Source organism: Streptomyces viridochromogenes, from assembly GCF_001270495.1.
Lineage (GTDB): Bacteria > Actinomycetota > Actinomycetes > Streptomycetales > Streptomycetaceae > Streptomyces > Streptomyces viridochromogenes_A.
The window spans coordinates 1-22,033 of the sequence record NZ_LGUR01000233.1; the positions used below are offsets into that span (position 1 = coordinate 1).

Below are 22,033 nucleotides of genomic sequence, written 5' to 3' on the forward strand. Positions count from 1 at the left end.
TCTCTCTCCGTAGTCATCCCCGCCTACAACGAGGCACACCGCCTCCCCCGCACCCTCGACGCCCTCACCGACCACCTCGCCGCCGGCACCGGCCGCTGGGGCGAGTGGGAGATCGTCGTCGCCGACGACGGTTCCACCGACGCCACGGGCGATCTCGTCACCGCCCGCCAGGACCCCCGTATCCGCCTGGTCACCGCCCCCCGCAACCGCGGCAAGGGCCACGCCCTCCGGTTGGGTGTCGCCGCCTCCCGCGGGCATCGTGTGCTCGTCACGGACGCCGATCTCGCGACGCCGGTCGAGGAGCTGGAACGGCTCGACAAGGCGCTCTGCGAGGGCAACGCCGCGGCGATCGGCTCCCGTTCGGCGCCCGGCGCCCGGATCGGCGACCGCCAGCACCGGCTGCGCGAACTCCTCGGCCGCGCGGGGAACTTACTCATACGCCGTACGGTCGTCCCGGGCATTCGCGACACCCAGTGCGGCTTCAAGCTCTTCGACGGCGACCCCGCCCGCGCGGCCTACGCCGCCTCCCGCGTCAACGGCTGGGCCATAGACGTGGAGGTGCTACGGCACCTGCGGAGCGCCGGCCTGAGCGTCGCCGAGGTCCCCGTCCGCTGGTCCCACCAGCCCGGCTCGAAGGTCGGACCGCTGGACTACGCCCGCGCTCTCACCGAGTTCACCCGCATCGCCCTGCGTGGCCTCCGCCCCGCCGACGTCTTCGCCCCCTTCCTCTTCCTCCTCATGTCGGTGGCCCTGTACTCCGGCCGTTTCTTCGACCCGGCCCACCGCTACCTCCCCGACTCCCTCCGCGACCAGAACCAGTGGGAGTGGTTCTTCGCGGTCACGGCCGACAACGTCGCCCACTTCCGCAACCCCCTCTTCTCCGAACTCCAGGGCTTTCCCGACGGCGTGAACCTCATGGCCAACACGGTCATGCCGGGCCTGTCCGTCCCCCTCACGCCCCTCACCCTGCTCGCCGGGCCCGCGGTCAGCCTCAGCCTGGTCATGACGCTGGGCCTCGCCGCCACCGCGGCCGCCTGGTACTGGCTGATCGTCCAGCACGTCGTACGGGGCCGGATCGAGGCCTTCCTCGGCGCGTCCCTGGCCGCCTTCGCGCCGCCCATGGTCAGCCATGCCCACGCGCACCCGAACTTCGTGGTCCTGTTCATGATCCCGCTGATCATCGACCGCGCCCTGCGCCTGTGCACGGGTACCCGGGTCGTCCGGGACGGGGTGGTGCTGGGCCTGATGACGGCGTACCAAGTCCTCCTCGGCGAGGAGGCGTTGCTGCTGGCGGCGCTGGGCATGCTGCTGTTCGCCGGCGCCTATGCCGTCGTACGCCCCGATACGGCACGGGAGTCCTGGCGGCCGCTGGTCAAGGGCCTCCTCATCGGTGCCTCGGTCTGCCTCCCCCTGGTCGTGTATCCGCTGGTCTGGCAGTTCTCCGGGCCGCGGAGCTACACGGGCATCGAGCACAACCCGCGCTCGTTCAACAGCCCCCTCGCCCTGCTCTCGTTCGCCGAGCGGTCCTGGCTCGCGGGCGACGCGGAGACGGCGAACGCCCTGTCCTTCAACACCACCGAACAGAACGCCTTCTACGGCTGGCCGCTGGTCCTGCTCGCCTTCGCGATTCTCGTACGGCTGTGGAAGCGGGCCCTGGTCAGGGCGCTGGCGTTCACAGCGGTGGCGGCGGCCTTCCTGTCCCTGGGGCGGGAGTTCCGCATTCCGCTGACGGACATCACACTCCCCGGCCCCTGGAAACTCCTCGCCGACCAGCCGTTGTTCGAGGCGGTCATCGAGAGCCGGGTCGCGATGGTCTGCGCCCCCGCGCTGGGCCTGCTGCTCGCGATCGCCCTGGACCGGCTGCTGGCGGCCCACCGCCTGCGGACGCGCTACGTCGGTCTGCTGGGCGTCGGCCTCGCCCTGCTGCCCCTCGTCCCCGCCCCGCTCAAGGCCGTCGACCGCACCGCCGTGCCCGCCTTCATCGCGGACGGGACCTGGACCTCGTACGTCCGCGAGGGGGAGTCGCTCGTGCCGGTGCCGCTGCCTGATCCCGGCGACGCCGAGGCGCTGCACTGGCAGATCGAGGCCGGCCTCGGCTTCAAGCTCCCCGGCGGCTACTTCAACGGTCCCTACGGCGACGAACGGGTCGGCATCTACGGCGCCGAGCCCCGCTTCACCTCCAACCTGCTGCGGGACGTACGCAACACGGGCGAGGTCCCGCCGGTCAACGCGTCCTGGCGGGACCAGGCCCGGGCCGACCTGGCGTACTGGCGGGCGGGTGTCCTGGTGCTGACCCCGCAGCCGAACGACGGCGCCCTGCGCGAGACCGTGGAGAAGCTGGTGGGCGGACCGGGGAGGTGGGTGGACGGAGTGTGGGTATGGGACCTGCACGAGCGGGGACTTGCCCGAGGTCCGCACGAGGGGGTCCGCCCCCGAGCCGCACCGATTACCCTTCCCTGACCAACGTGCTATGCGAGGAGCCCTCTTTTGGCCTGTGACCTGTGGCTGGTACCGCTTGTCGACGTGTTGTGCCACACCCCCGACAACCCCTTCGCCGAGGAACTCGCGCAATACAACAAGGTGCTCGCCGAGGCCGCGCTGCCGCCGGTGCCGGTGTACCAGTACATGCCGGGCCTGTCCGGTGACGTCGCCCCGGTCGCGGGCTTCGACTACGACGCGCTGCACTTCCTGCGGCGCGCGTATCTGCTCCAGGTCTGCGGTCTCCCGGTGACCCCGGTCGACGATCTGGGCGGCGACTACGAACAGCTCCTGGAGATGTTCGAGGCCACGGCCAAGCAGTCGCACCTGGTCTGGCACTACGACCACGCGGGGGCCTACGTCCCCGTCGACTTCCCGAGCCCGCTCTCCAACGACGAACTCCTGGCGGGCGGCGGCCCGTTGGGGTCCTCCCAGTCACTCCTGCGCGAGCTGGAGTTCGTGGCCCCGGTCATCGGCATCGACCCGGCGAACCCCCCGGCGGCCCCCCAGGCCCCGCTCGCCCCCACCGCCCTGGAGGAGCCGGCGGTCCCCGCCCCCTTCGACCCGAGCCCCTTCGCCCGTGAACGGCACGTGTGGCTGGGACTGCACGCGGCGGCGACGCGAAGCCTGGCGCAGGGCTCGATGATCGTCTTCAGCTGAGCCCTCCGCCCTACTTCAGCTGGGACAGGCCCTTCTGGACGTCGTCCAGGTTCATCACCGGCGTGTAGTTCACCTCGGCACCGAACCTCTCGAAGAGCGGCTCGGTGAGCGGCGGCATCTGGGAGGAGTCCTGCATGTCGAAGACCAGGAACATCGTGCGGACGCCGGCGTCGGCCGTGAAGTAGGAGGACTCCGGCTTGAATGCCCCGACGATCTCCTGCATCACCTGGGGCATCTTGCCGCTGCGGATGATGTCGTTCGTCTTCTCGGTGTCGAGATGGGCCTGGAGCAGCACACGCATGACGCACCTTCTTCTGATCGCTGCCGAACCGTACGGCTCCACGCTATGAGCGGCGCAGGCACTTCGCCCGCTCACTGATCCATCAGAAGGAAGGGCGCCCCTGGCAGGGGCGCCCTTCTCGGCTCTCAGGTACCTCGGCTCACAGGAACGAGTTGATCTCGATCGTCTCGTCCCGGCCCGGACCCACGCCGATCGCGGAGATCGGCGCGCCGGACATCTCCTCCAGCGCCTTGACGTACGCCTGGGCGTTCTTCGGCAGGTCGGAGAAGGACTTGGCCTTGCTGATGTCCTCGCTCCAGCCCGGCAGCATCTCGTAGACCGGCTTCGCGTGGTGGAAGTCGGTCTGGGAGTACGGGAGCTCCTCGACGCGCTTGCCGTCGATCTCGTACGCCACGCAGACCGGGATCTGCTCCCAGCCGGTCAGGACGTCCAGCTTGGTGAGGAAGAAGTCGGTCAGGCCGTTCACGCGGGTCGCGTACCGGGCGATCACCGCGTCGAACCAGCCGCAGCGGCGGTCACGGCCGGTCGTCACACCCCGCTCGCCGCCGATACGGCGCAGCGCCTCGCCGTCCTCGTCGAAGAGCTCGGTCGGGAACGGGCCGGCGCCGACACGGGTCGTGTACGCCTTCAGGATGCCGATGACCCGGCTGATCTTCGTCGGGCCGACGCCGGCACCCGTGCACGCACCGCCCGCGGTGGGGTTGGAGGACGTGACGAAGGGATAGGTCCCGTGGTCGATGTCGAGCAGAGTCCCCTGGCCGCCCTCGAAGAGGACCACCTTGTCGTCCTCCAGCGCCTGGTTGAGGACCAGGACCGTGTCGGCGACGTAGGGCTTGATCTTCTCGGCGTAGCCCAGCAGCTCCTCGACGACCTGCTCGACGGCGATCGCGCGCCGGTTGTAGAGCTTGGTGAGGATCTGGTTCTTGGCGTCGAGGGCCGCCTCGACCTTCTGGGTGAGGATCGACTCGTCGTAGAGGTCCTGGACTCGGATGCCGACGCGGTTGATCTTGTCGGCGTAGGTCGGGCCGATGCCGCGACCGGTCGTCCCGATCTTCCTCTTCCCGAGGAAGCGTTCCGTCACCTTGTCCACCGTCACGTTGTAAGGCGTGATGATGTGCGCGTTTCCGCTGATGAGGAGCTTGGACGTGTCGACGCCGCGCTCGTTCAGACCGCTCAGCTCGGAGAGCAGGACCGACGGGTCGACGACGACACCGTTGCCGATGACCGGGGTACACCCCGGGGACAGGATTCCGGAAGGGAGCAGGTGGAGGGCGTACTTCTGATCACCCACGACTACCGTGTGGCCGGCGTTGTTGCCGCCCTGGTAGCGCACCACATAGTCGACGGATCCGCCTAGCAGGTCCGTCGCCTTTCCCTTGCCTTCGTCACCCCACTGAGCACCGAGCAGCACAAGTGCGGGCACGCGCGTACACCCCTTCCGGGCGGGGCATGTCCAAGGTCAGGGGTGTACACGGAGGGTCTCCACCATGTACACCACGACAGGTCGCGACCGTCGTTGGCCGTGAACCGTCGGACCGGATGGCCCCGGAATAGACGAAGCCCCTGGCGCAATAGCGCAAGGGGCTCTTGCACAAAGATGCTACCCGAGGAAGCGAGGCATGGCCGAGGTGGCGACTTTCGCGATGTCCGATCAGCTGCTGGTGGTGATCGATCCGGCTGCCCGGCGGACGGACGGGGAGTCCGTCAGGATCGCGAAAGACGTGCTCAGCGCGGGTGCGGCGACGAAGGTCTGCCTGCCGGACGATCCGGACGAGTTCGCCCGCGCGCTGACCCGCAGGGGGTCGCGGCGGCCCGTGGTCATCGGCGACGACCGGGCGCTGACCCGTGCGGTGACCCTGCTGCACCGGCAGCGGGAGCTGGCCGAATGCGTGCTGTCGGTGGTGCCGGTGGGCGCTGCCCTGTCGCTGGCCGAATCCCTGGGGGTGCCGACGGGGGCGGTGGCGGCGGCCCGGGCGGTGCTGGACGGCGTGGAGCGGCGCCTGGATCTCCTCGTGGACGACAGTGACGGCGTGGTGCTGGGCGGGCTGCGGATCCCGCCGATACGGGACCCCGCCGCGCCGGACGGGGCCACCGCGGTGGGGGCGGGTGCGGGGCGGCCCTGGTTGCGGACCTGCCAGTCGCTCGTACGGACGCTGGTGCCGGCCCGGGGGGCCTCCCCGACCGCATCGGGGCCGTCCCGGCTGCGTGTCGAGGTCGACGGGGCGACCCTGGTGGACCTGGACCAGCCGGTGGAGGCGGTGTCGGTGGCGCCGGGCGCCGACGGGGTGGCCGAGGTGGAGGTCCGCCCGCTCTCGGTGGGCGCGGAGGCCACGCCACTGCTGGCCGCGGGGCGGACCGTGACCGTGTCGGGGGCGCATTTCCGGTACCGGGCGGACACGGAGGTGTCGGGGCCGGTGCGGACGCGGACGTGGGTGGTTCGGGAGGGGGCTTGGGGGCTTACGGTGCCGAGTTCTTCGTAGTGGGGCCCTCGGGGGCCTGGAAGCCGCTGGTGACGAGAGCGAAGCCGAACGGATCAGGGATGCAGAGCTTCTCGCCGAACGGCTTGGTGAGGCTTTCCTCGTATCCGCGGGTTGCTCACGCTGCCGTAGTCGATCTCTTCAGACCCAGCGGCGTCATGCGCCGAACATCTTTTCCCGGCGCTCCCGCCACCGCTCCATCATCGCCGCGACCTCCCCCTCGACGAACTCGAAGAAGGCCAGCGTCTCGGCCATGCGCCGACCCGCCGGGGTGTCGGCGCCGAGGCTGCTGACGCCCTCGCGCAGAGCCGCCTCCCACCGCTTGAGGACGGCCTCGCGGTTGGTCAGGGCCTCGTACCACTGGTCGCCGCGCACCCGGTAGCGCTCGCGGCGTGAGCCGGGCTCCCGTTCCCGGGACACCATGTGCGTCTGGGCCAGGTAGCGCACCGCTCCGGAGACCGCCGCGGGACTGATCTGCAGCTGTTCGCCCAGTTCGGCGGAGGTCATCACGCCCTTGTCGGAGGAGAGGAGCGCGGCGAAGACCCGGGCGGCCATACGCTGCATCCCGGCCTCGACGAGCTGCGCCGCGAAGGACTCGACGAACTTCGACACGGACTCGGCGTCCCGCCCACCACCTGCTGCTTCCGTCATGGGCTCATCCTATCCGCGCTTCATACGCTTCCTTAACTTCACAAATTTCTGAAAGAAGCGTACGTTCTGAAGAATGACGAAGGCAATCACCGTCTCCGGACTGCACAAGTCGTTCGGCAGGACGCATGCGCTCGACGGCCTCGACCTGGACGTCGAGACCGGCGAGGTCCACGGTTTCCTCGGCCCCAACGGCGCCGGCAAGTCCACCACCATCCGCGTCCTGCTCGGCCTGCTGCGCGCCGACTCGGGCGGCGCGCGGGTACTCGGGCGCGACCCCTGGACGGACGCGGTGGAGGTGCACCGGCGTATCGCCTACGTGCCGGGCGACGTGACCCTGTGGCGGAACCTGTCCGGCGGCGAGGTCATCGACCTCTACGGCCGGTTGCGCGGCGGCCTCGACACGGGGCGGCGGGCGGAGCTGATCGAACGCTTCGAACTGGACCCCACCAAGAAGGGCCGCACCTACTCCAAGGGCAACCGGCAGAAGGTCGCCCTCGTCGCCGCGTTCGCCTCCGACGTCGACCTGCTGATCCTCGACGAACCGACCTCCGGTCTGGACCCGCTGATGGAGGAGGTCTTCCAGCGCTGCGTGGAGGAGGAGCGCGACCGAGGCCGCACGATCCTCCTCTCCTCCCACATCCTCAGCGAGGTCGAGGAACTCTGCGACCGGGTCAGCATCATCCGCAAGGGCCGGACGGTCGAGAGCGGTTCGCTCGCCGACCTGCGCCATCTGACGCGGACGAGCGTCACCGCCGAACTGGCGGGCCCGCCCAACGGGTTGTCGCACCTGCCCGGGGTCCACGACCTCGCCGTTCAGTCGGTCGAGCGGGGTCAGGGCAGCCGCGTCCGCCTCCAGGTCGACACCGACGAACTCGACGCCGTGCTCCGCTCGCTCAGCGAGTCCGGCGTACGGTCGCTGACCTCGACGCCGCCGACGCTGGAGGAGCTGTTCCTGCGGCACTACCAGGCCGACGCGAGCGAGGACATGAGCGAGGTGGCCAGGTGACGGCCACGGCTTTCGCGGTACGCCGGGGAGGCACCCGCCAACTGGCCGGCACCGCAACCCTGTTGCGCTTCGCCCTGCGCCGCGACCGGGTGATGATCCCGGTCTGGGTGGCGGTGAACGCGCTGATGATCCTCTCCATGCCGAACACGCTGGAGAACCTGTACGACACCCCCGCCGACCGCGCCAACCTCGTCCAGGACACCGCGGCGAACGCCTCCTTCCGCGCCCTGATCGGCCCGGTCTTCGACGACTCGATCGGCGCCCTGACGGCCTGGCGGGTCGGCGTGTACGCGGGTGCGGTCGCTGCGGTGCTGAGCATGCTCCTCGTCGTACGGCACACCCGGGACGAGGAGGAGAGCGGGCGCCAGGAGCTGGTGGCGTCCGGGATGGTGGGCCGCAGGGCCTCCCTGACGGCGGCACTGCTGACAGCGGCGGTCGCGAATGCCGTACTGGCACTGCTGGTTGCCGCCGGCCTCACGGCCCACGGCGCCCCCGGCGCACTCGCCCTCGGGCTGGGCCTCGCCGGAGTCGGCATGGTCTTCGCCACGCTGGCGGCGATCGTCGCCCAGTTCACGGAGAGTGCACGGTTGGCGCGAGGGCTGACGGCGGGGCTGGTGGGCGCCGCGTTCGTGCTGCGCGCGGCGGGCGACTCGGCGAGCGATGACGGTTCCTCGGCGCTGACCTGGGTGTCGCCGCTGGGGTGGCTGGAGAACCTGCGGGCCTTCGCGGGCGAACGGTGGTGGGTGCTGTCGCTGTTCGTGGCGGCCGCTTTGGTACAGGGAGTGGTGGCATACGAACTGGCCGGGCGCCGGGACGTCGGCATGAGCTTCCTGCCCGCCCGGCCCGGGCCCGCTCTCGGCCGCCTCGGCTCGGCGGGCGCGCTGGCCTGGCGGCTGCAGCGCGGCAGCGTCCTCGGCTGGAGCATCGGCTTCTTCCTCGCCGGGGTCGTCTACGGCGGGCTGACCGACGGGGTGGCCGACCTGGTCGGGGACAACGCGAACGCGCGGGAGATCTTCGAGCGGATGGGCGGGCGGTCCGGGATCACGGACGCCTTCCTGGCATCGATGGTCGGCATGCTCGGCCTGATCGCCGCGCTGTATGTCGTGGGTTCGGTGCTGCGGCTGCACGGCGAGGAGACCTCGATGCGCGCGGAGCCTGTGCTGGCGAACGCGGTGGGCCGCCTGCGCTGGGCCGCGGGCCACCTGGTCATCGCCTTCGCCGGCTCCGCCCTGATCATGCTGCTGGCCGGCCTGGGCTTCGCCGTCGGCTACGGCAAGGAGGTCGGACCGATCCTGGGTGCGTGCCTGGTCCAGCTCCCGGCGGTGTGGGTCGTCGGCGGACTGGCGGTCCTGCTGTACGGGGTGCTGCCGCGGGCAGCGATGGGGGCGTGGGGTGTCGCCGGGGCGGTGCTGCTGATCGGCTGGGTCGGGCCCGCGCTGGATGCTCCGCAGGTGGTGCTGGATCTGTCGCCGTTCGGGCATCTGCCGAAGTTGCCGGGTGGGGGGATGGAGTGGGGGTCGGTGGTGGTGCTCACCGGGCTCGCGGTGCTGCTGGTGGCCGGGGGGCTGGTGGGGTTGCGGCGGCGGGATGTGACGACGTGACGGGTCGGCGGGGGTGACGTGGGGGTGTCTCGCCCCCGCCCCCCTACCCGCCCATCCCTTGAAGGGGCTCCGCCCTTCGACCCCGCCAGAGGGCTCCGCCCCCTGGCCCGACCCGAAGGGCCTCGTCCTCAAGCGCCGGACGGGCTGAAAATGCCTGGGCCGGCTATGCTGGCTCGACCCTCAGGCCCTCCAGCCCCCGGATCACAAAGTTCGGCTTCCGCTCCGGCTCCGCCGTCAACCGTAGGGTCGGGGCCTGTTCCAGCAGGGCTGTCATGGAGGCCGCCAGTTCGATGCGGGCCAGCGGTGCGCCGATGCAGTAATGGATCCCGGCGCTGAAGGAGATGTGCGGGTTCTCCTTGCGGGTGAGGTCCAGCCGGTCGGGGTTCTGGAACACCCCGGGGTCGTGGTTCGCGGAGCCGAAGAGCATCGCGATCTCCGCACCCCGCGGGATCGTCGTGCCGTCGATCTCGATCTCGTCCAGGACCCAGCGTTCGAAGAGCTGGAGCGGGGTGTCGTAGCGCATCAGCTCCTCGATCGCGGAGGGGATCAGGGAGTGGTCGGCGCGCAGGGCCGCCAGCTGGTCGGGGTTGCGGAACAGGGCCCACCAGCCGTTGACCGTGGCGTTCACCGTGGCCTCGTGGCCGGCGTTCAGGAGGAGGACGGCCGTCGAGATCATCTCCTGCTCGGTCAGACGGTCGCCCTCGTCGTACGCGGCGATCAGGCCGGAGATCAGGTCGTCGCCGGGTTCCTCGCGGCGGGCGGCGATCAGCTCCAGGAGGTACTCCGAGAACTCCACCGACGCGCGGACCGCCTTCGTCGCCGTGTCCTCCGACGGGTTCAGCTCGTACATCCCGCAGATGTCCGCCGACCAGGGCCGCAGCTGCGCCCGGTCCGACTCCGGGATGCCCAGCATCTCGGCGATCACCGCGACCGGCAGCGGCTCGGCCACGTCCGTCAGCAGGTCGCCGCCGCCCGCCTCCACCAGGCCGGACACCAGATCGCCCGCCAGTTGCCGCACATACGGCTTCAGCTGCTCCACCGTGCGCGGGGTGAACGCCTTCGACACCAGCCGGCGGATCCGGGTGTGGTCCGGCGGCTCCAGGTCGAGCATCCCGTGGTCGTTGAGGACGTGGAACGGCTCGTGCTCCGCCGGCGGCGCCGTCCGCCCGAAGTCCTCGTGCGTGAACCGGTGCTGGTACGTCCGCCCCAGCCGGCGGTCACGCAGCAGCGCCGAGACGTCGGCGTGGTGCGGGATGAGCCACTGACCGGTGGGCTCGAAGTGGTGCACGCGGCCCTTGGCACGCAGCTCGGCATAGGCGGGGTAGGGGTCGGCGAGGAACGCCGGGTCCCAGGGGTCGAAGGCTGCCATGAACGGACGCTAGCCCGGGGGTGGGGGGTCTGACCAGGGGTGTCTCGACGCCGCATGAGGCGCTGAGGCCCGGCAAGGGCAACGCGGCCGGCACTACCCTCCCCCGGCGACACCGACCGCGCCCTTGGAAATGCACCCGCTCAGACGACCGGCGATGCCTTGAACGGGTAGGTCTTGTCGCCTGCGCCGTCGTTGTTCCAGTTGAGGTGCAACTCACCGTCGCCCAGTCCCTTGCTGGAACCGATCCGGTAGCTGATGGTGCCCGTGGTGTACGAGCCCTTGTAGTCGCCGCTGGAGTTGCTGTTCTCCATCTTGGCCTCGATGGCCCCGTAGTTCCCCGACTTCTTCACCGGGTCGGTGCCGGACTGCGACTTCTTGATCTGGACCTTGAAGTAGGCGTCGTCGAAGATCGAGGTGTCGTCGACCGTGGCACGCTCCGCCCCGGACCAGGTGATCTTGGCGTAGCTGTAGACAGTGGAGCCGGAGCGCTTCGCGCACACGGACACGGTGACGTTCCAGTTGTCGGGCCAGGGACCCGAGTACGACGGGTCGTCGATCGACTGGTCGCTGCTGGTGCACTTGTAGGAGGCGGCGGCCGCCGGGGTGGCGGTCGCGACGGCCGCGGTGCCGGCCAGGGCGGCGACGATGACCGCGGCGGAAGCGGAGCGCTTCATGCGCATGCTGTGCCCTTCGCTGAGAAGTGGGGTTCCGGGCTGCAGATGGCTGTGGTGGGGGACCCGACGGGTCAGGGACGACCACTGACGAACAATGGTTCGCGTCCCGTGCAGCACTCATGATCTAACTGGGTCCCACCAACAAACCGCCAACAGATCACACCGCAGAGCACACCGCCGAGCACACCGCGCCCGGAGCACCCCCTACCCCGGCGTCACAAGCCGCGCCTCGTACGCGAACACCGCCGCCTGCGTACGGTCCCGCAGCCCCAGCTTCACCAGGATCCGGCTGACGTGGGTCTTGATCGTCGACTCGGCGACCACCAGCCGCTCGGCTATCTCCGCGTTCGACAGGCCCTGCGCGATCAGCACCAGCACCTCCGTCTCCCGCTCCGTCAGTTCCCCGTACGCGGCGTGCGCGGAGGACATCAGACGCGGGGAGTCGGACAGCTTCGAGAACTCCGTGATCAGCCGCCGGGTGACGGAGGGCGCGAGGAGGGCCTCACCGGCCGCCACCACCCTGACCCCGTCGGCGAGCTGGCGGGCCGAGGCGTCCTTCAGCAGGAAGCCCGAGGCTCCCGCGCGCAGCGCCTGGTACACGTACTCGTCGAGGTCGAAGGTGGTCAGCACCAGCACCTTGGACGTGGTGTCGGCCGCGACGATCTCCCGGGTCGCCTCGATGCCGTTCAGCTCCGGCATGCGGATGTCCATCAGCACGACGTCGGGGGCGAGCTCACGGACCCGGTCCACCGCTTCGCGTCCGTTGACCGCCTCGCCGACGACCTCGATGTCCGGCATCGCGTTCAGCAGGACCGAGAAGCCCTCGCGCACCATCATCTGGTCGTCCGCGATCAGTACGCGGATGGTCATGAGCCGTCCTCTGCCGTCGTGGCGACCGGCAGGAACACGGCCACCTCGTAGCCGCCGTCCTCCGTCCGGCCCGCCGTCATCTCGCCGCCCAGCATGCTGACGCGCTCCCGCATCCCGGTGATGCCGTGTCCGGCGCCCGGTGAGGGCTTCAGCAGGGCCGACGCGGGCGGCGGGCCGTTGACTATGCGCAGGCCGAGGCCGCCGAGGACGTACCCGATCTCCACCCGGGCGCTCGCGCCGGGCGCGTGCCGCAGGCTGTTGCTGAGTGCCTCCTGCACGATCCGGTACGCCGACAGCTCCACGCCGGGCGGCAGTTCGCGCACCGCGCCGATCGTCGCCTTCTCGACGCTCAGTCCCGCGTCCCGCACGTTCGCCAGCAGCCCTTCCAGGTCGGCGAGGGTGGGCTGCGGGGCGTCCGGGGCCTCGTAGTCCTCGGCGCGGACGACGCCCAGGATGCGGCGCAGTTCGGTGAGCGCCGCCACCGCGTTCTCCCGGATGGTGGCGAAGGCCCGCTCCAGCTCCGGCGGCGGGTTCTCCACCCGGTAGGGGGCGGCCTCCGCCTGGATGGCGACCACCGACATGTGGTGGGCGACCACGTCGTGCAGCTCACGCGCGATGGTGGTGCGCTCCTCCAGCAAGGTGCGCCTGGAGCGCTCCTGCGCGGTCACGGTCTGCTGGGCGGTGACCTCCTGCCTCGCTTCCCTGCGTATGTGCCACAGGGCGACGCAGAGCAGGGCCATCGCGGAGACGACCATCATGGGGCCGGTGTTCGTGCCGTAGTAGCCACCGCCGACACCGGCGTCCGCCAGGAGGCCGTACGCCCCCGTCACCCCCCACATCCATGCCGCTGTGCGGGGCCTGGTGCGAACGGCCACGACTGTCAGCACGGTCAGATGGCAGACGAGGCTGCCCGGCATCCACGGCCACTCGCCCGCGCCGCCGATCACCGCGACGACCGGGGTGGCGGCCATGGACAGCCAGAACGCTCCGACGGGCCGCGCCATGGTCAGCAGAATCGGGATCGCACAGAGCGGACCTACCAGCAGGGCCGGCCCAGTGGTGTCGACACTGCCTATGAACAGGGCGAACAGTGCCGCCGTGGCGATCACGGCGTGCGGTGTCCAGGCCGCGTGCTCCCGCAGACGGCCGGGCAGCCGGCGAGTCAGCGGGCCGTCGACCCGCATGCGGGGCATCGGACGGTAGGCGAAGGCGTCGTGGAGCAGGTCCTGCCGCAGCCCTTGCAGGGCGTCCGCGGCGAGCCGGAACTCCGGGCTGCGCGGCTTGGCACCGTCGCCCGGTGGCGGCTTCTGCGTGTGAGTCGTCTCGGTCACGTACAGAACGGTAGGCGCAAGGCGCTGTCGAGGTCGTCCCCAGTGAGAGGGGTTCCGGCAGGTCCGTCTCAGGTACTACGGGTATCGACGCTGGTGGCGCCGGGCCTGGCGGCCCTGCCCGCGTTCAGCGTCCCGACGGCCGCACCAGACCCGACTCGTACGCGAACACCGCCGCCTGCGTCCGGTCCCGCAGCCCCAGCTTCACCAGGATGCGGCCCACATGGGTCTTCACGGTCTGCTCGGCCACGACGAGCCGCTCGGCGATCTCCGCGTTCGACAGCCCCTGCGCGATCAGGGCGAGGACCTCCGTCTCGCGCTCGGTCAGGTCGCCGACGCGTTGCTTGAGCGGAGCACGGGGCCGCTTGACCAGACGGGAGAACTCGGCGATCAGCCGCCGGGTGATGCCCGGCGCGAGCAGCGCGTCGCCGGCCGCCACGACCCGTACCGCCTCGGCCAGCTGGTCGGCGGAGGCGTCCTTCAGCAGGAAGCCCGAGGCGCCCGCGTGCAGCGCCTCGTACACGTACTCGTCGAGGTCGAAGGTGGTCAGCACCAGCACCTTGATCTCCGGTGTGGCCGTGGTGATGCGGCGGGTGGCCTCGATGCCGCCGAGCTCGGGCATGCGGATGTCCATCAGGACGACGTCGGGGGAGAGCTCGGCGACCTTCGCGATCGCGTCCAGGCCGTCGACCGCCTGGCCGATCACGTCGATGTCGGGCTTGGTGTTGAGCAGCACGGAGAATCCCTGCCGGACCATCTGCTGGTCGTCGGCGATGAGTACGCGGATGGGGCTGCTCGTCATGCGGTCGGTTCTCCTGTCATGGATGGGACAGTCGGCGGGGTCTCGCCGCGCGGGAGGAAGGCCGAGACCGCGAAACCGCCCTGCTGGGTGGGGGCCGCGGTGAGGTGGCCACCGAGCATCATCGCTCGCTCGCGCATGCCTAGCAGGCCGTGTCCCGCGCCGGGGGAGGGCGGAACGGTCTGCTGTGGACGGGAGTTGACGACACCCAGGTGCAGTCCGTGGAAGTCATGGGATATCTCGACGCGCACCTCCGAGCCCGGTGCGTGCCGCAGGGCGTTGCTGAGCGCCTCCTGGATGATCCGGTACGCGGACAACTCCACTCCCGTGGGGTACTGGTGAACCTCACCCCTGATGTCGGTGACCACGTCCAGTCCGGCGGCACGGGTGTTCTCGATGAGGACGTCGAGCCGGTCGAGGGTGGGCTGCGGAGTGTGCGGGGCGGCGCCCGTGCCGGCCTCGTCGAGCGAGCCGGGCCCGTCGGGGTGCTCGGAGCGCAGGACGCCGAGCACCCGGCGCAGCTCGGTCAGCGCCTCCAGCGCGTTCTGCCGGATGCCCTCAAGGTTCTCCTTGAGCTCCTGGGGCGGATTCTCGACCAGATGAGGGGCGACCTGCGCCTGGATGGAGATGACGGACATGTGGTGGGCGACCACGTCGTGCAGCTCGCGAGCGATACGGCTGCGCTCCTCCAGTACGGTGCGCCGGGCCCGCTCCTCGGCGGTGATGGTGGACTGTCTGCCGAGTTCGGCACGGGCTTCCCGGCGTCCGCGCAGCGCCATGCCGAGCACCACGGCGATCGCGAACAGCGAGACCGCGAGCACCCCCGTACGCACACTCCCCGGCGCGCCCAGCAGGCCCTGAAGGACGTAGGTGACCAGCACGGACAGGGCGAGCGCCTCCGCGGACACCCGGGTGGGCACCCGAAGGGCGAGCAGCAGCAGCACGAGCAGGTGCGCGATGAGCCCCGCCGACGTCCACGGCCAGGTGAAGTCCTGCGCGTCACCGGACAGCAGCCGTTGACGCACAGCGAGGGCCCCGACCACGGTGGCCGCCATCGACAGCCACCACGCCGGGACCGGCCGCCACATGGCGAGTACCACCGCGCCTCCCTGCGCGATGGCGACCGGGAAGGCGAGCCCGAGGACCAGCCCTCCGTTGTCCTGGAGTTGTGCGGTCTCGCCGAGCGTGATGCCGAGCGCGGCCAGGCACAGCACGCCGTGCGGCAGCCAGCGCAACCACACGGAGGGGGGCAGCGGGTCCGCCCTGAGGGTCCACAGGTCGTCGCGCAGCACCCGCAGCCAGCGCCGTACTCGGCTCGCGAACGCGTGCTGGGTCCCCGTCTCCGTCACATGACCAACCCTAGGCATGGTGTCGTGCCTCCGTTCCACTTCCTTGAGCAGCCGGGTGGGATCGGACGACCTTGGACGGACGGCCGGTCGGGCGGCGAGGGCCCTGTTCGTACGGGCGGAATGCCGTCCAGCAAAGGGCCAGCGCCAGGGTGAACAGGGGGAGCCAAGCCAAACGGGCCGCCACCCAGCCCAGGTTGTCGGGAACGGTGTGCAGGCCGGGGAGGTGGCCCGCCGGCAGGAGCGTGGCCGTGGCCGCCATCAGGGCCGTCTGGTGCCAGAGGAAGATCGTCATCGCGGAGAGGTTGAGCAGCGCCACCACCGCCCAGGCCAGGGGGCGGCGCATCGCGCGGCGCAGGGGCTCGCGCAGGAGCAGCGCCAGGCCGCACTGGGCCAGGCCGAAGGAGACGGCGGCCAGGGTCGGTGGGTTGAGGTTGGAGACGTCGGCGCCGGAGACGCCGACCATCGACGCCGGGTAGCCCGCCAAGGCGACCAGCCCGGCCGTCGCCACGGCGCCGCCCGTCAGCAGGACCCAGCCCGCGCGGCGGCGCTCCAACTCCCCCCGGGTCCAGGCCGCGCCCAGGGTGTACGGCACCAGCCAGCCGGCCGCCACGTTCACCCAGCCGAGCCAGGCGGGGGCGCCCAGGCCGAAGCGGAGGAGGTCCACATGGAGGACGACGGCCAGGGGCCACAGGGGGTTGAGGCGGAGGAGAAGGGGCGTGGCCGCTGTCAGCGCCGCGAAGGCCAGGAGGAACCACAGCGGGGACAGGGCCAGTTTGACCAGGGTGCGGACCGTGTCGATGTCCGTGCCCGAGAGGAGCAGCAGGGCCGACACCACTGTCCACAGGGTGAGGAAGGCCGCCACCGGCTTGAACAGGCGGGACATTCGGGACCTCAGCCACTGCCCGTACGTCGTGCCGCGTGCCCGCGCCGAGGTGTAGCCACGGGTCGCCACATGACCGCCGACCAGGAAGAACACAGCGAGGGTCTGTAAGACCCAGGAGATCGGGGCCAGCCAGGGCATGTGCTGGAGCGGGCTCGCGGTGTGCAGTGCCGCTCCGCCGCCTTCCGCCACCAAGGCCGTGACCAGCCAGTGGCCGAGCAGGACGCCGAGGACGGCGAAGGCGCGCAGGGCGTCGACGGCCCGGTCCCGGTCGGCGGGGGTGGCGGCATCGACCTGCTCGGCGCCCTGGCGCACGCCCTGCCATGTGCCTCGGAGGCGCGCTACCGCCGTCGGCTCAGCCATGGGTCGCCTCCGGAGTCTCGCCCAGCACGATGCGGGTCAGGTTGGCCAGGGATGTCGAGCCCGGCCTGAAGTAGTCGCTGTGGCCGCCGTCGCCCGCGGCGAAGACGCGGGCCGCCCAGACGCGTGCCGGGGTGTGCAGGGCCGCGGCGGTGTCCGCACCGGTGCCGGGGCTGCCGACCAGGGCGATGTCGTCGACGTCCAGGTGGGAGGCCGCACGCCCGCAGACCACCGAGCCGTAGGAGTGGCAGAGGAGGGAGATGTCCGGCCGTTTGCCGGCCGTCCCGGCGCGCTGCCCGGCCGACCCGGTGTGCTCGTCGGCCGGGTCGGCGGCCGTGAGGGCGCGCAGCTGCCGTATGAACTCCCGCAGCTTCGGGGCCGCCTCGTCGGCTCGGTCGGTCGTCGTGACCGTGGTGCTGACCGTGGCCGGTGTTTCGTAGCCGAGCCAGGCCACCACCGCGGTGCGAGTGCCGTGCGGTGCCTCCCGGGTGAGCCGTTCGTGCAGGGCACCGGCGGCGTCGCGGAAACGGTCGTACGTGTCGATGGAGGTGTCGGAGCCCGGGACCAGGACCGCGATGCGGTCGGCGTGCGCCAAGTCGCCGAAGACCTCCGTCGCCAGGCCGGAGCCACGGCCGTCGAAGGAGAGGAATCGGCGGGACGGGTCGGCCATCGCACGGTCCGCGGTGGCGCGTTCGCGGTCGCCGTGGGCCGCGGCCATGCGGGACGCCTCGGCGGCGTTGGCGCGGTTGGCCGCGTACGTGTAGTCCAGCGTCGCCGCCGTCACCGGCGTGGCGAAGGCGGCCGGGGCCGGGGCGGGTATCTCGGGGCGGACCGCACCGGACAGCGGGACGACCACGGCGCCGGTGATCAGGGTGGCGAGGAGGGCTCGGCGCAGTCTGTGACCGCGGCGGGCCTTCCTCGACCGGCTCGGCCCGCCCGGCTCGTGCGCCTTGCCCAGAGCATTCGCGCTACGCGGCGCATTCGCCCTGCCCGGCACCTCAGCCTCGGCTGCCCCCGTGTTACGCCCCATGGTCGTCTTCCCTCCCAGTCCGCCCGGCCATCGGGCTTGTCTGGATGGGAAATTACGGATCCGGCGTCGTCGTCCGCGTCACGCCAGGGAGCTCACCTGCGACGTAGCTCTCAGGTATTACGGGTATGCAGGGGGCCACCCCCGCGCCTACCGCCCCACCTCACCACGCCAACTGGGCGATCTCCTCCACCACCACCGCGCACGCGTCCGCCGCCGGATCGATCAGCGGAAAGTGACCGACGTCCTCCAGCAATGTCAGACCGACCACCTCCCCCGCCTTCGCCGCCTCGTCCGCGTACGACTCGGCGACGGCCTGCGGGACGACGGTGTCCGTGCGGCCCTGGACGAGGGTCGTCGCGATGCCGGTCGGGAGCAGGAGCGCCGGGTCGGCGTACGGCTGACGTTCGGCGAGCTCCACTTCCCCGCCCAGGAGTTGGCGCACGGCGCCCCCGCAGACGTCCAGCTTGTCGGCGACCGTGAAGTCGGCGATCGGGGCCAGGGCGACCACACCGCGTAGCGGCGCGGGGCGGTCGGTGCGCCAGGCGGCGCCGACGGGGAGGACATGGCGGGCCGCCGCCCAGAGGGCCAGGTGGCCGCCGGCCGAGTGGCCGGTGAGCACGGTCCGGCGCGGATCGGCCTGTGGAAGGGCTTCCCGTACGAGTGCGGGCAGCGCGTCCAGCGCGGCGGCGATGTCGTCGAAGGTGTCCGGCCAGCGTCCGGCGACCGGACCGCCGCCCGCACTCGAATCCGCCCCACCCTCCACACTGCCTGCGTCACCCGCGCTCGTACGGGAAGCCCCCACGCCTCCCACGCCTTCCGCGGCGCCCCGCCGGTACTCCACATTCGCCACGGCGAACCCCCGCCGCGCGAGGAAGTCCGCGAACGGCGTGACATGCCGCCGGTCGTACGGCGCCCGCCACGCCCCGCCGTGCAGGACGACGACCAGCGGGACCTGCTCGCCCGGAGCGACCTCGCCGCGCGGTGCGTAGAAGTCGATCACCTGGTCGGGATGGTCGCCGTAGGAGGCGATGGCGTCGGGATCGACGGGCGGGTGCGAGAAGGCGGACTCCTCCTCGGCGGCGGCCCGGGCTGCTGCGACGTCGTCGGGCATGCTCCAACCTCTCAGCGGCGAAACGGTTTTGGAGGAAAGCGGGGGTGGCGGACCAGGTGGGGATTCGGCCGTTGGCGGGGACGGTACCAGGCGGGTGACGTGCGTGGACACGCGGATGTCACGCTGGGTGAGGGGTAAACGGTTCTACTGTTTCGTTACGCTGGAAGCCGCACTTCAGGTGCGCACCCCACCCCACCCCCACATGCACCAAGGAGGCCGATATGTCCGCCGAACCCGGCACCGTACGTCCCGGAGGGCGCACCGCGCGTGTCCGTGCGGCCGTGCTGCGAGCGGCCGGGGACGTCCTGGTGGAGCAGGGTTTCGACGGTCTCGACCTCGCGGACGTCGCCCGCCGTGCCGAGGTCGGCAAGACGACCGTGTACCGGCGCTGGGGCTCGGTGACCGGACTGGTGGCCGACCTGCTCGCCGACATGGCCGAGCAGTCCCTGCCGCGCGAGGAGACCGGGTCCGCGCTGGGGGACCTCCGGGCCAACGCCGCACTGGTGCGACGGACGTTGGCGGACCCCCGGCAGGGCGCGCTGTTCCGAGCCGTCATCGCCGCGGCGACCTGCGACGAACGTACGGCGCAGGCGCTCCGCCGGTTCTATGAGGTACGGGTGGCGGAGTGGGCGCCCTGCGTGGAACAGGGCGTGGCGCGAGGGGAGCTGCCCGTCGGGACGGACGCCGACGCCGTCGTACGAGCGGTGTCGGCGCCCCTCTACTACCAGTTGCTGACGACCGGGGTGATCCCCGACGCCCCCGCCGCGGAACGCGCCGCGCGGGCGGCACATGCGGCTGCCGTGGCGGGGGTGTACGTCGGTTAGCGGGCGCCCACCGGATGCCCCCGCCTCGGATGGGCCCACCGGGTGCGCCCCCGGGCCCCCTGGGCCCCCGGGCTACAGCACCTGCGCCAACACCCGCGCCGCCCGCTCCACGTCCGCGAACCCGACGTACAACGGCGTGAACCCGAAGCGCAGCACGTCAGGGCGGCGGAAGTCGCCGACCACGCCCCGCTCGATGAGCGCCTTCATCACATCCCCGGCGCCCTCGCACCGAAGCGCCACCTGGCTGCCGCGCTCCGCGTGGGCCACCGGAGTCACCGACTCCACGCGCCCTTCGGGCACATAGGCCGCGACGCACTCCAGGAAGAAGTCCGTCAGCGCGAGCGACTTGGCGCGCACTGCCTTGATCGACACACCGTCCCAGACCTCCAGCGCCGCCTCCAGGGCGAGCATGGAGAGGATGTCCGGCGTGCCGACGCGGCCGCGCAGCGCGCCCTGTGCCGGTGCGAAGTCGCCGCGCATGCCGAAGGGGTCGGCGTGGGAGTTCCAGCCGGGGAGCGGGGAGTCGAAGCGGTCCTGAAGGCCCTGGCGTACGTACAGGTACGCCGGTGAACCGGGGCCGCCGTTGAGGTACTTGTACGTGCAGCCGACCGCCAGGTCGACCCCGTGCTCGTCCAGCCCCACCGGCAGCGCGCCCGCGCTGTGGCAGAGGTCCCAGACGACGTACGCCCCCGCCGCGTGCACGGCGGCGGTGAGGGACGGCAGGTCGTGCAGCCGGCCGGTGCGGTAGTCGACGTGGTTCAGCAGGACGGCCGCCGTACGGTCACCCAGCGCCCCCGGCACCTCGGCCGGCGTCACCGGCCGCAGCGTCCGGCCGGTCATCCGGGCCGCCGACTCGGCGATGTACCCGTCGGTGGGGAAGGTGGTCGCGTCGACGAGGATCTCGTCGCGGTCGTCTCCGGCGAGGCGCACGGCCGCCACAAGTGCCTTGAAAACATTGACACTTGTCGAGTCGCCCACCACGATCCGGCCCGGCGCCGCCCCGACCAGCGGGGCGATCCGGTCGCCGATCCGCTCGGGCGCGGTCCACCAGCCGCTCTCGTCCCAGGAGCGGATGCGCAGCTCGCCCCACTGCCTGCGGACGACGTCCTCGACACGGCCGGGGACGTTCACGGGGAGGGCGCCCAGGGAGTTCCCGTCGAGGTAGACCACCTCGTCGTCGAGCACGAACTGCTTGCGGGCCGCGGCCAGTTCGTCGGCCGCGTCCAGCGCGTCCGCCTTGGACACGAGCTCAGACATGGGACCTCGCCGTCCACAGCTCCGGGAAGACGTTCTTCCGCGCGCGCTTCTCCAGCCAGGCCACCCCGGCCGAGCCGCCCGTGCCGGACTTGGCGCCCATCGCGCGCCGGGTGGCGACGAGGTGGTCGTTGCGCCAGCGCCACACCAGCTCGGCAACGTCTGTCAACGCCTCGCCGAGGCGGGCGAGTTCGGCGTTCTGGTCACCGGCGTAGATGTCGGTCCAGACGGCTTCCACCGCCTCCGACGGCTCGTACCGCTGCGACACGTCGCGCTTCAGCACGCTCTCCGGGATCGCGTGGCCGCGCCGGGCGAGGAAGCGCAGCACCTCGTCGTAGAGGCTCGGCTCGTGCAGGGCCTTCTCCAGTTCCGCGTGGACGCGCGGGGCGCCGCGGTGCGGGACCAGCATGGACGCGGACTTCTCGGCGAGCAGGAACTCCATGCGGCGGTACATCGCCGACTGGAAGCCGGAGCCCTCACCAAGGGCGCTGCGGTACGCGTTGAACTGGGCCGGCGTGAGCTGGCCGAGCGGCTTCCAGGAGGCGTTCAGGGCGTCCAGTTCCCGTACGGAACGCTTCAGGGCGTCGATCGCCACGCCCGGCCGGTCCTCGCGCAGGGCGCGTGCCGCGGTCTCCCACTCATGGACGATGACCGTGAACCACAGCTCCATGACCTGGGTCGTCACCAGGAAGACCATCTCTCCGGGGTCGTCGGAGAGGGTGTGCTGGAGGTGGGTGAGCACGTCCGCCTTGACGTAGTCCTCGTACGGCGTCGTACCCGCGAAGTCGAGATTCGGGGTCTCGGGCTCCTGAGTCTCCGTCGACGTCTCCACGGACGTCTCCACGGGCTTGTGAGCCTGCTGGGACATTGCTGTCTCCTGTGTAACTCCGGGTAGCGGTCCGCCCTGCCGTTATCGGCAAAGGGGCCCCGGTCCCCACCCGGCAATCCTCAGGTATCCCCTGGGACGGCGCAAGGCCCGCCTGTGTCACACCGGCGGGCCTTGGACCGGAC

20 protein-coding genes are annotated in these 22,033 nt (G+C 71.2%); 6 read left to right on the forward strand and 14 right to left on the reverse strand.

Annotation, left to right across the window (positions count from 1 at the left end):
- On the forward strand, positions 1–2,460 hold a 2,460-nt coding region (locus ADK36_RS35560), incomplete at its 5' end, for a dolichyl-phosphate beta-glucosyltransferase (protein WP_053200509.1).
- Between the two features lie 27 nt (positions 2,461–2,487).
- Positions 2,488–3,138 (forward strand): hypothetical protein, encoded by a 651-nt coding sequence (locus ADK36_RS35565; protein ID WP_048585685.1) that lies wholly within the window; start codon positions 2,488–2,490, stop codon positions 3,136–3,138.
- Positions 3,139–3,148: 10 nt separating this feature from the next.
- Here ADK36_RS35565 and ADK36_RS35570 read toward each other — a convergent pair whose 3' ends face one another.
- Together ADK36_RS35570 and ADK36_RS35575 are read right to left on the reverse strand one after the other, a co-directional pair.
- Positions 3,149–3,439 carry a hypothetical protein gene (locus ADK36_RS35570; RefSeq protein ID WP_048585686.1) on the reverse strand — a complete coding sequence of 97 codons (291 nt, stop codon included), beginning with the start codon at positions 3,437–3,439 and terminating at the stop codon, positions 3,149–3,151.
- 139 nt (positions 3,440–3,578) lie between these two features.
- Positions 3,579–4,862: an adenylosuccinate synthase gene (locus ADK36_RS35575; protein WP_048585687.1), complete on the reverse strand. Its 1,284-nt coding sequence runs from the start codon at positions 4,860–4,862 to the stop codon at positions 3,579–3,581.
- Between the two features lie 196 nt (positions 4,863–5,058).
- On the opposite strand from ADK36_RS35575, the gene ADK36_RS35580 reads away from it, so the two are divergent.
- Positions 5,059–5,919, forward strand: a complete 861-nt coding sequence (locus ADK36_RS35580) for a diacylglycerol kinase family protein (RefSeq protein WP_048585688.1) — start codon at positions 5,059–5,061, stop codon at positions 5,917–5,919.
- 153 nt (positions 5,920–6,072) lie between these two features.
- Here ADK36_RS35580 and ADK36_RS35585 read toward each other — a convergent pair whose 3' ends face one another.
- Positions 6,073–6,567 (reverse strand): GbsR/MarR family transcriptional regulator, encoded by a 495-nt coding sequence (locus ADK36_RS35585; protein WP_048585689.1) that lies wholly within the window; start codon positions 6,565–6,567, stop codon positions 6,073–6,075.
- A gap of 73 nt (positions 6,568–6,640) precedes the next feature.
- Between ADK36_RS35585 and ADK36_RS35590 the strand changes: the two genes are divergently transcribed.
- Positions 6,641–7,573 (forward strand): ABC transporter ATP-binding protein, encoded by a 933-nt coding sequence (locus ADK36_RS35590; protein WP_048585690.1) that lies wholly within the window; start codon positions 6,641–6,643, stop codon positions 7,571–7,573.
- Positions 7,570–9,174 (forward strand): ABC transporter permease, encoded by a 1,605-nt coding sequence (locus ADK36_RS35595; protein ID WP_053200511.1) that lies wholly within the window; start codon positions 7,570–7,572, stop codon positions 9,172–9,174. Before ADK36_RS35590 ends, ADK36_RS35595 begins: the two co-directional genes overlap by 4 nt.
- Before the next feature lie 163 nt (positions 9,175–9,337).
- Here ADK36_RS35595 and ADK36_RS35600 read toward each other — a convergent pair whose 3' ends face one another.
- The 9 genes from ADK36_RS35600 to ADK36_RS35640 all read right to left on the reverse strand — a co-directional run bounded on the left by ADK36_RS35600 (position 9,338) and on the right by ADK36_RS35640 (position 18,944).
- Positions 9,338–10,543: a cytochrome P450 gene (locus tag ADK36_RS35600; RefSeq protein ID WP_053200513.1), complete on the reverse strand. Its 1,206-nt coding sequence runs from the start codon at positions 10,541–10,543 to the stop codon at positions 9,338–9,340.
- A gap of 140 nt (positions 10,544–10,683) precedes the next feature.
- Entirely contained in the window at positions 10,684–11,217 is a 534-nt protein-coding gene (locus tag ADK36_RS35605; RefSeq protein ID WP_234330004.1) for a hypothetical protein, read from the reverse strand.
- Positions 11,218–11,421: 204 nt separating this feature from the next.
- Positions 11,422–12,087 carry a response regulator gene (locus ADK36_RS35610; protein WP_048585701.1) on the reverse strand — a complete coding sequence of 222 codons (666 nt, stop codon included), beginning with the start codon at positions 12,085–12,087 and terminating at the stop codon, positions 11,422–11,424.
- Positions 12,084–13,418, reverse strand: coding sequence for a sensor histidine kinase (locus ADK36_RS35615; RefSeq protein ID WP_053200515.1), 1,335 nt, complete (start codon positions 13,416–13,418; stop codon positions 12,084–12,086). The genes ADK36_RS35610 and ADK36_RS35615 overlap by 4 nt, the downstream gene beginning before the upstream one ends.
- Before the next feature lie 124 nt (positions 13,419–13,542).
- On the reverse strand, positions 13,543–14,217 hold the full coding sequence (locus tag ADK36_RS35620) for a response regulator (protein ID WP_048585703.1): 675 nt from the start codon (positions 14,215–14,217) through the stop codon (positions 13,543–13,545).
- Positions 14,214–15,581 (reverse strand): sensor histidine kinase, encoded by a 1,368-nt coding sequence (locus ADK36_RS35625; RefSeq protein WP_048585704.1) that lies wholly within the window; start codon positions 15,579–15,581, stop codon positions 14,214–14,216. The genes ADK36_RS35620 and ADK36_RS35625 overlap by 4 nt, the downstream gene beginning before the upstream one ends.
- On the reverse strand, positions 15,574–16,806 hold the full coding sequence (locus ADK36_RS35630) for an acyltransferase family protein (RefSeq protein WP_053200516.1): 1,233 nt from the start codon (positions 16,804–16,806) through the stop codon (positions 15,574–15,576). The genes ADK36_RS35625 and ADK36_RS35630 overlap by 8 nt, the downstream gene beginning before the upstream one ends.
- Positions 16,799–17,833 carry an alpha/beta hydrolase gene (locus ADK36_RS35635; protein WP_078950857.1) on the reverse strand — a complete coding sequence of 345 codons (1,035 nt, stop codon included), beginning with the start codon at positions 17,831–17,833 and terminating at the stop codon, positions 16,799–16,801. Before ADK36_RS35635 ends, ADK36_RS35630 begins: the two co-directional genes overlap by 8 nt.
- A gap of 160 nt (positions 17,834–17,993) precedes the next feature.
- Entirely contained in the window at positions 17,994–18,944 is a 951-nt protein-coding gene (locus tag ADK36_RS35640; RefSeq protein ID WP_053200518.1) for an alpha/beta hydrolase, read from the reverse strand.
- Between the two features lie 221 nt (positions 18,945–19,165).
- Here ADK36_RS35640 and ADK36_RS35645 point away from each other — a divergent pair, with 221 nt between their 5' ends.
- On the forward strand, positions 19,166–19,768 hold the full coding sequence (locus tag ADK36_RS35645; RefSeq protein WP_048585707.1) for a TetR/AcrR family transcriptional regulator: 603 nt from the start codon (positions 19,166–19,168) through the stop codon (positions 19,766–19,768).
- A 72-nt stretch (positions 19,769–19,840) separates the two neighbouring features.
- Here the strand turns inward: ADK36_RS35645 and kynU are convergent, their stop codons facing one another.
- Together kynU and ADK36_RS35655 are read right to left on the reverse strand one after the other, a co-directional pair.
- Positions 19,841–21,025: a kynureninase gene (kynU, locus tag ADK36_RS35650; RefSeq protein WP_048585708.1), complete on the reverse strand. Its 1,185-nt coding sequence runs from the start codon at positions 21,023–21,025 to the stop codon at positions 19,841–19,843.
- On the reverse strand, positions 21,018–21,890 hold the full coding sequence (locus ADK36_RS35655; RefSeq protein ID WP_048585709.1) for a tryptophan 2,3-dioxygenase family protein: 873 nt from the start codon (positions 21,888–21,890) through the stop codon (positions 21,018–21,020). The genes kynU and ADK36_RS35655 overlap by 8 nt, the downstream gene beginning before the upstream one ends.
- Between the last annotated feature and the right edge of the window lie 143 nt (positions 21,891–22,033).

What these genes read in the sequence shown, in the direction of transcription:
- ADK36_RS35570 (WP_048585686.1), bottom strand. Translation starts at nt 3,439, where the DNA reads ATGCGTGTGCTGCTCCAGGCCCATCTCGACACCGAGAAGACGAACGAC.
- ADK36_RS35580 (WP_048585688.1), top strand. Translation starts at nt 5,059, where the DNA reads ATGGCCGAGGTGGCGACTTTCGCGATGTCCGATCAGCTGCTGGTGGTG.
- ADK36_RS35585 (WP_048585689.1), bottom strand. Translation starts at nt 6,567, where the DNA reads ATGACGGAAGCAGCAGGTGGTGGGCGGGACGCCGAGTCCGTGTCGAAG.
- ADK36_RS35590 (WP_048585690.1), top strand. Translation starts at nt 6,641, where the DNA reads ATGACGAAGGCAATCACCGTCTCCGGACTGCACAAGTCGTTCGGCAGG.
- ADK36_RS35600 (WP_053200513.1), bottom strand. Translation starts at nt 10,543, where the DNA reads ATGGCAGCCTTCGACCCCTGGGACCCGGCGTTCCTCGCCGACCCCTAC.
- ADK36_RS35605 (WP_234330004.1), bottom strand. Translation starts at nt 11,217, where the DNA reads ATGAAGCGCTCCGCTTCCGCCGCGGTCATCGTCGCCGCCCTGGCCGGC.
- ADK36_RS35610 (WP_048585701.1), bottom strand. Translation starts at nt 12,087, where the DNA reads ATGACCATCCGCGTACTGATCGCGGACGACCAGATGATGGTGCGCGAG.
- ADK36_RS35620 (WP_048585703.1), bottom strand. Translation starts at nt 14,217, where the DNA reads ATGACGAGCAGCCCCATCCGCGTACTCATCGCCGACGACCAGCAGATG.
- ADK36_RS35625 (WP_048585704.1), bottom strand. Translation starts at nt 15,581, where the DNA reads ATGCCTAGGGTTGGTCATGTGACGGAGACGGGGACCCAGCACGCGTTC.
- ADK36_RS35630 (WP_053200516.1), bottom strand. Translation starts at nt 16,806, where the DNA reads ATGGCTGAGCCGACGGCGGTAGCGCGCCTCCGAGGCACATGGCAGGGC.
- ADK36_RS35635 (WP_078950857.1), bottom strand. Translation starts at nt 17,833, where the DNA reads ATGGGGCGTAACACGGGGGCAGCCGAGGCTGAGGTGCCGGGCAGGGCG.
- ADK36_RS35640 (WP_053200518.1), bottom strand. Translation starts at nt 18,944, where the DNA reads ATGCCCGACGACGTCGCAGCAGCCCGGGCCGCCGCCGAGGAGGAGTCC.
- ADK36_RS35645 (WP_048585707.1), top strand. Translation starts at nt 19,166, where the DNA reads ATGTCCGCCGAACCCGGCACCGTACGTCCCGGAGGGCGCACCGCGCGT.
- kynU (WP_048585708.1), bottom strand. Translation starts at nt 21,025, where the DNA reads ATGTCTGAGCTCGTGTCCAAGGCGGACGCGCTGGACGCGGCCGACGAA.
- ADK36_RS35655 (WP_048585709.1), bottom strand. Translation starts at nt 21,890, where the DNA reads ATGTCCCAGCAGGCTCACAAGCCCGTGGAGACGTCCGTGGAGACGTCG.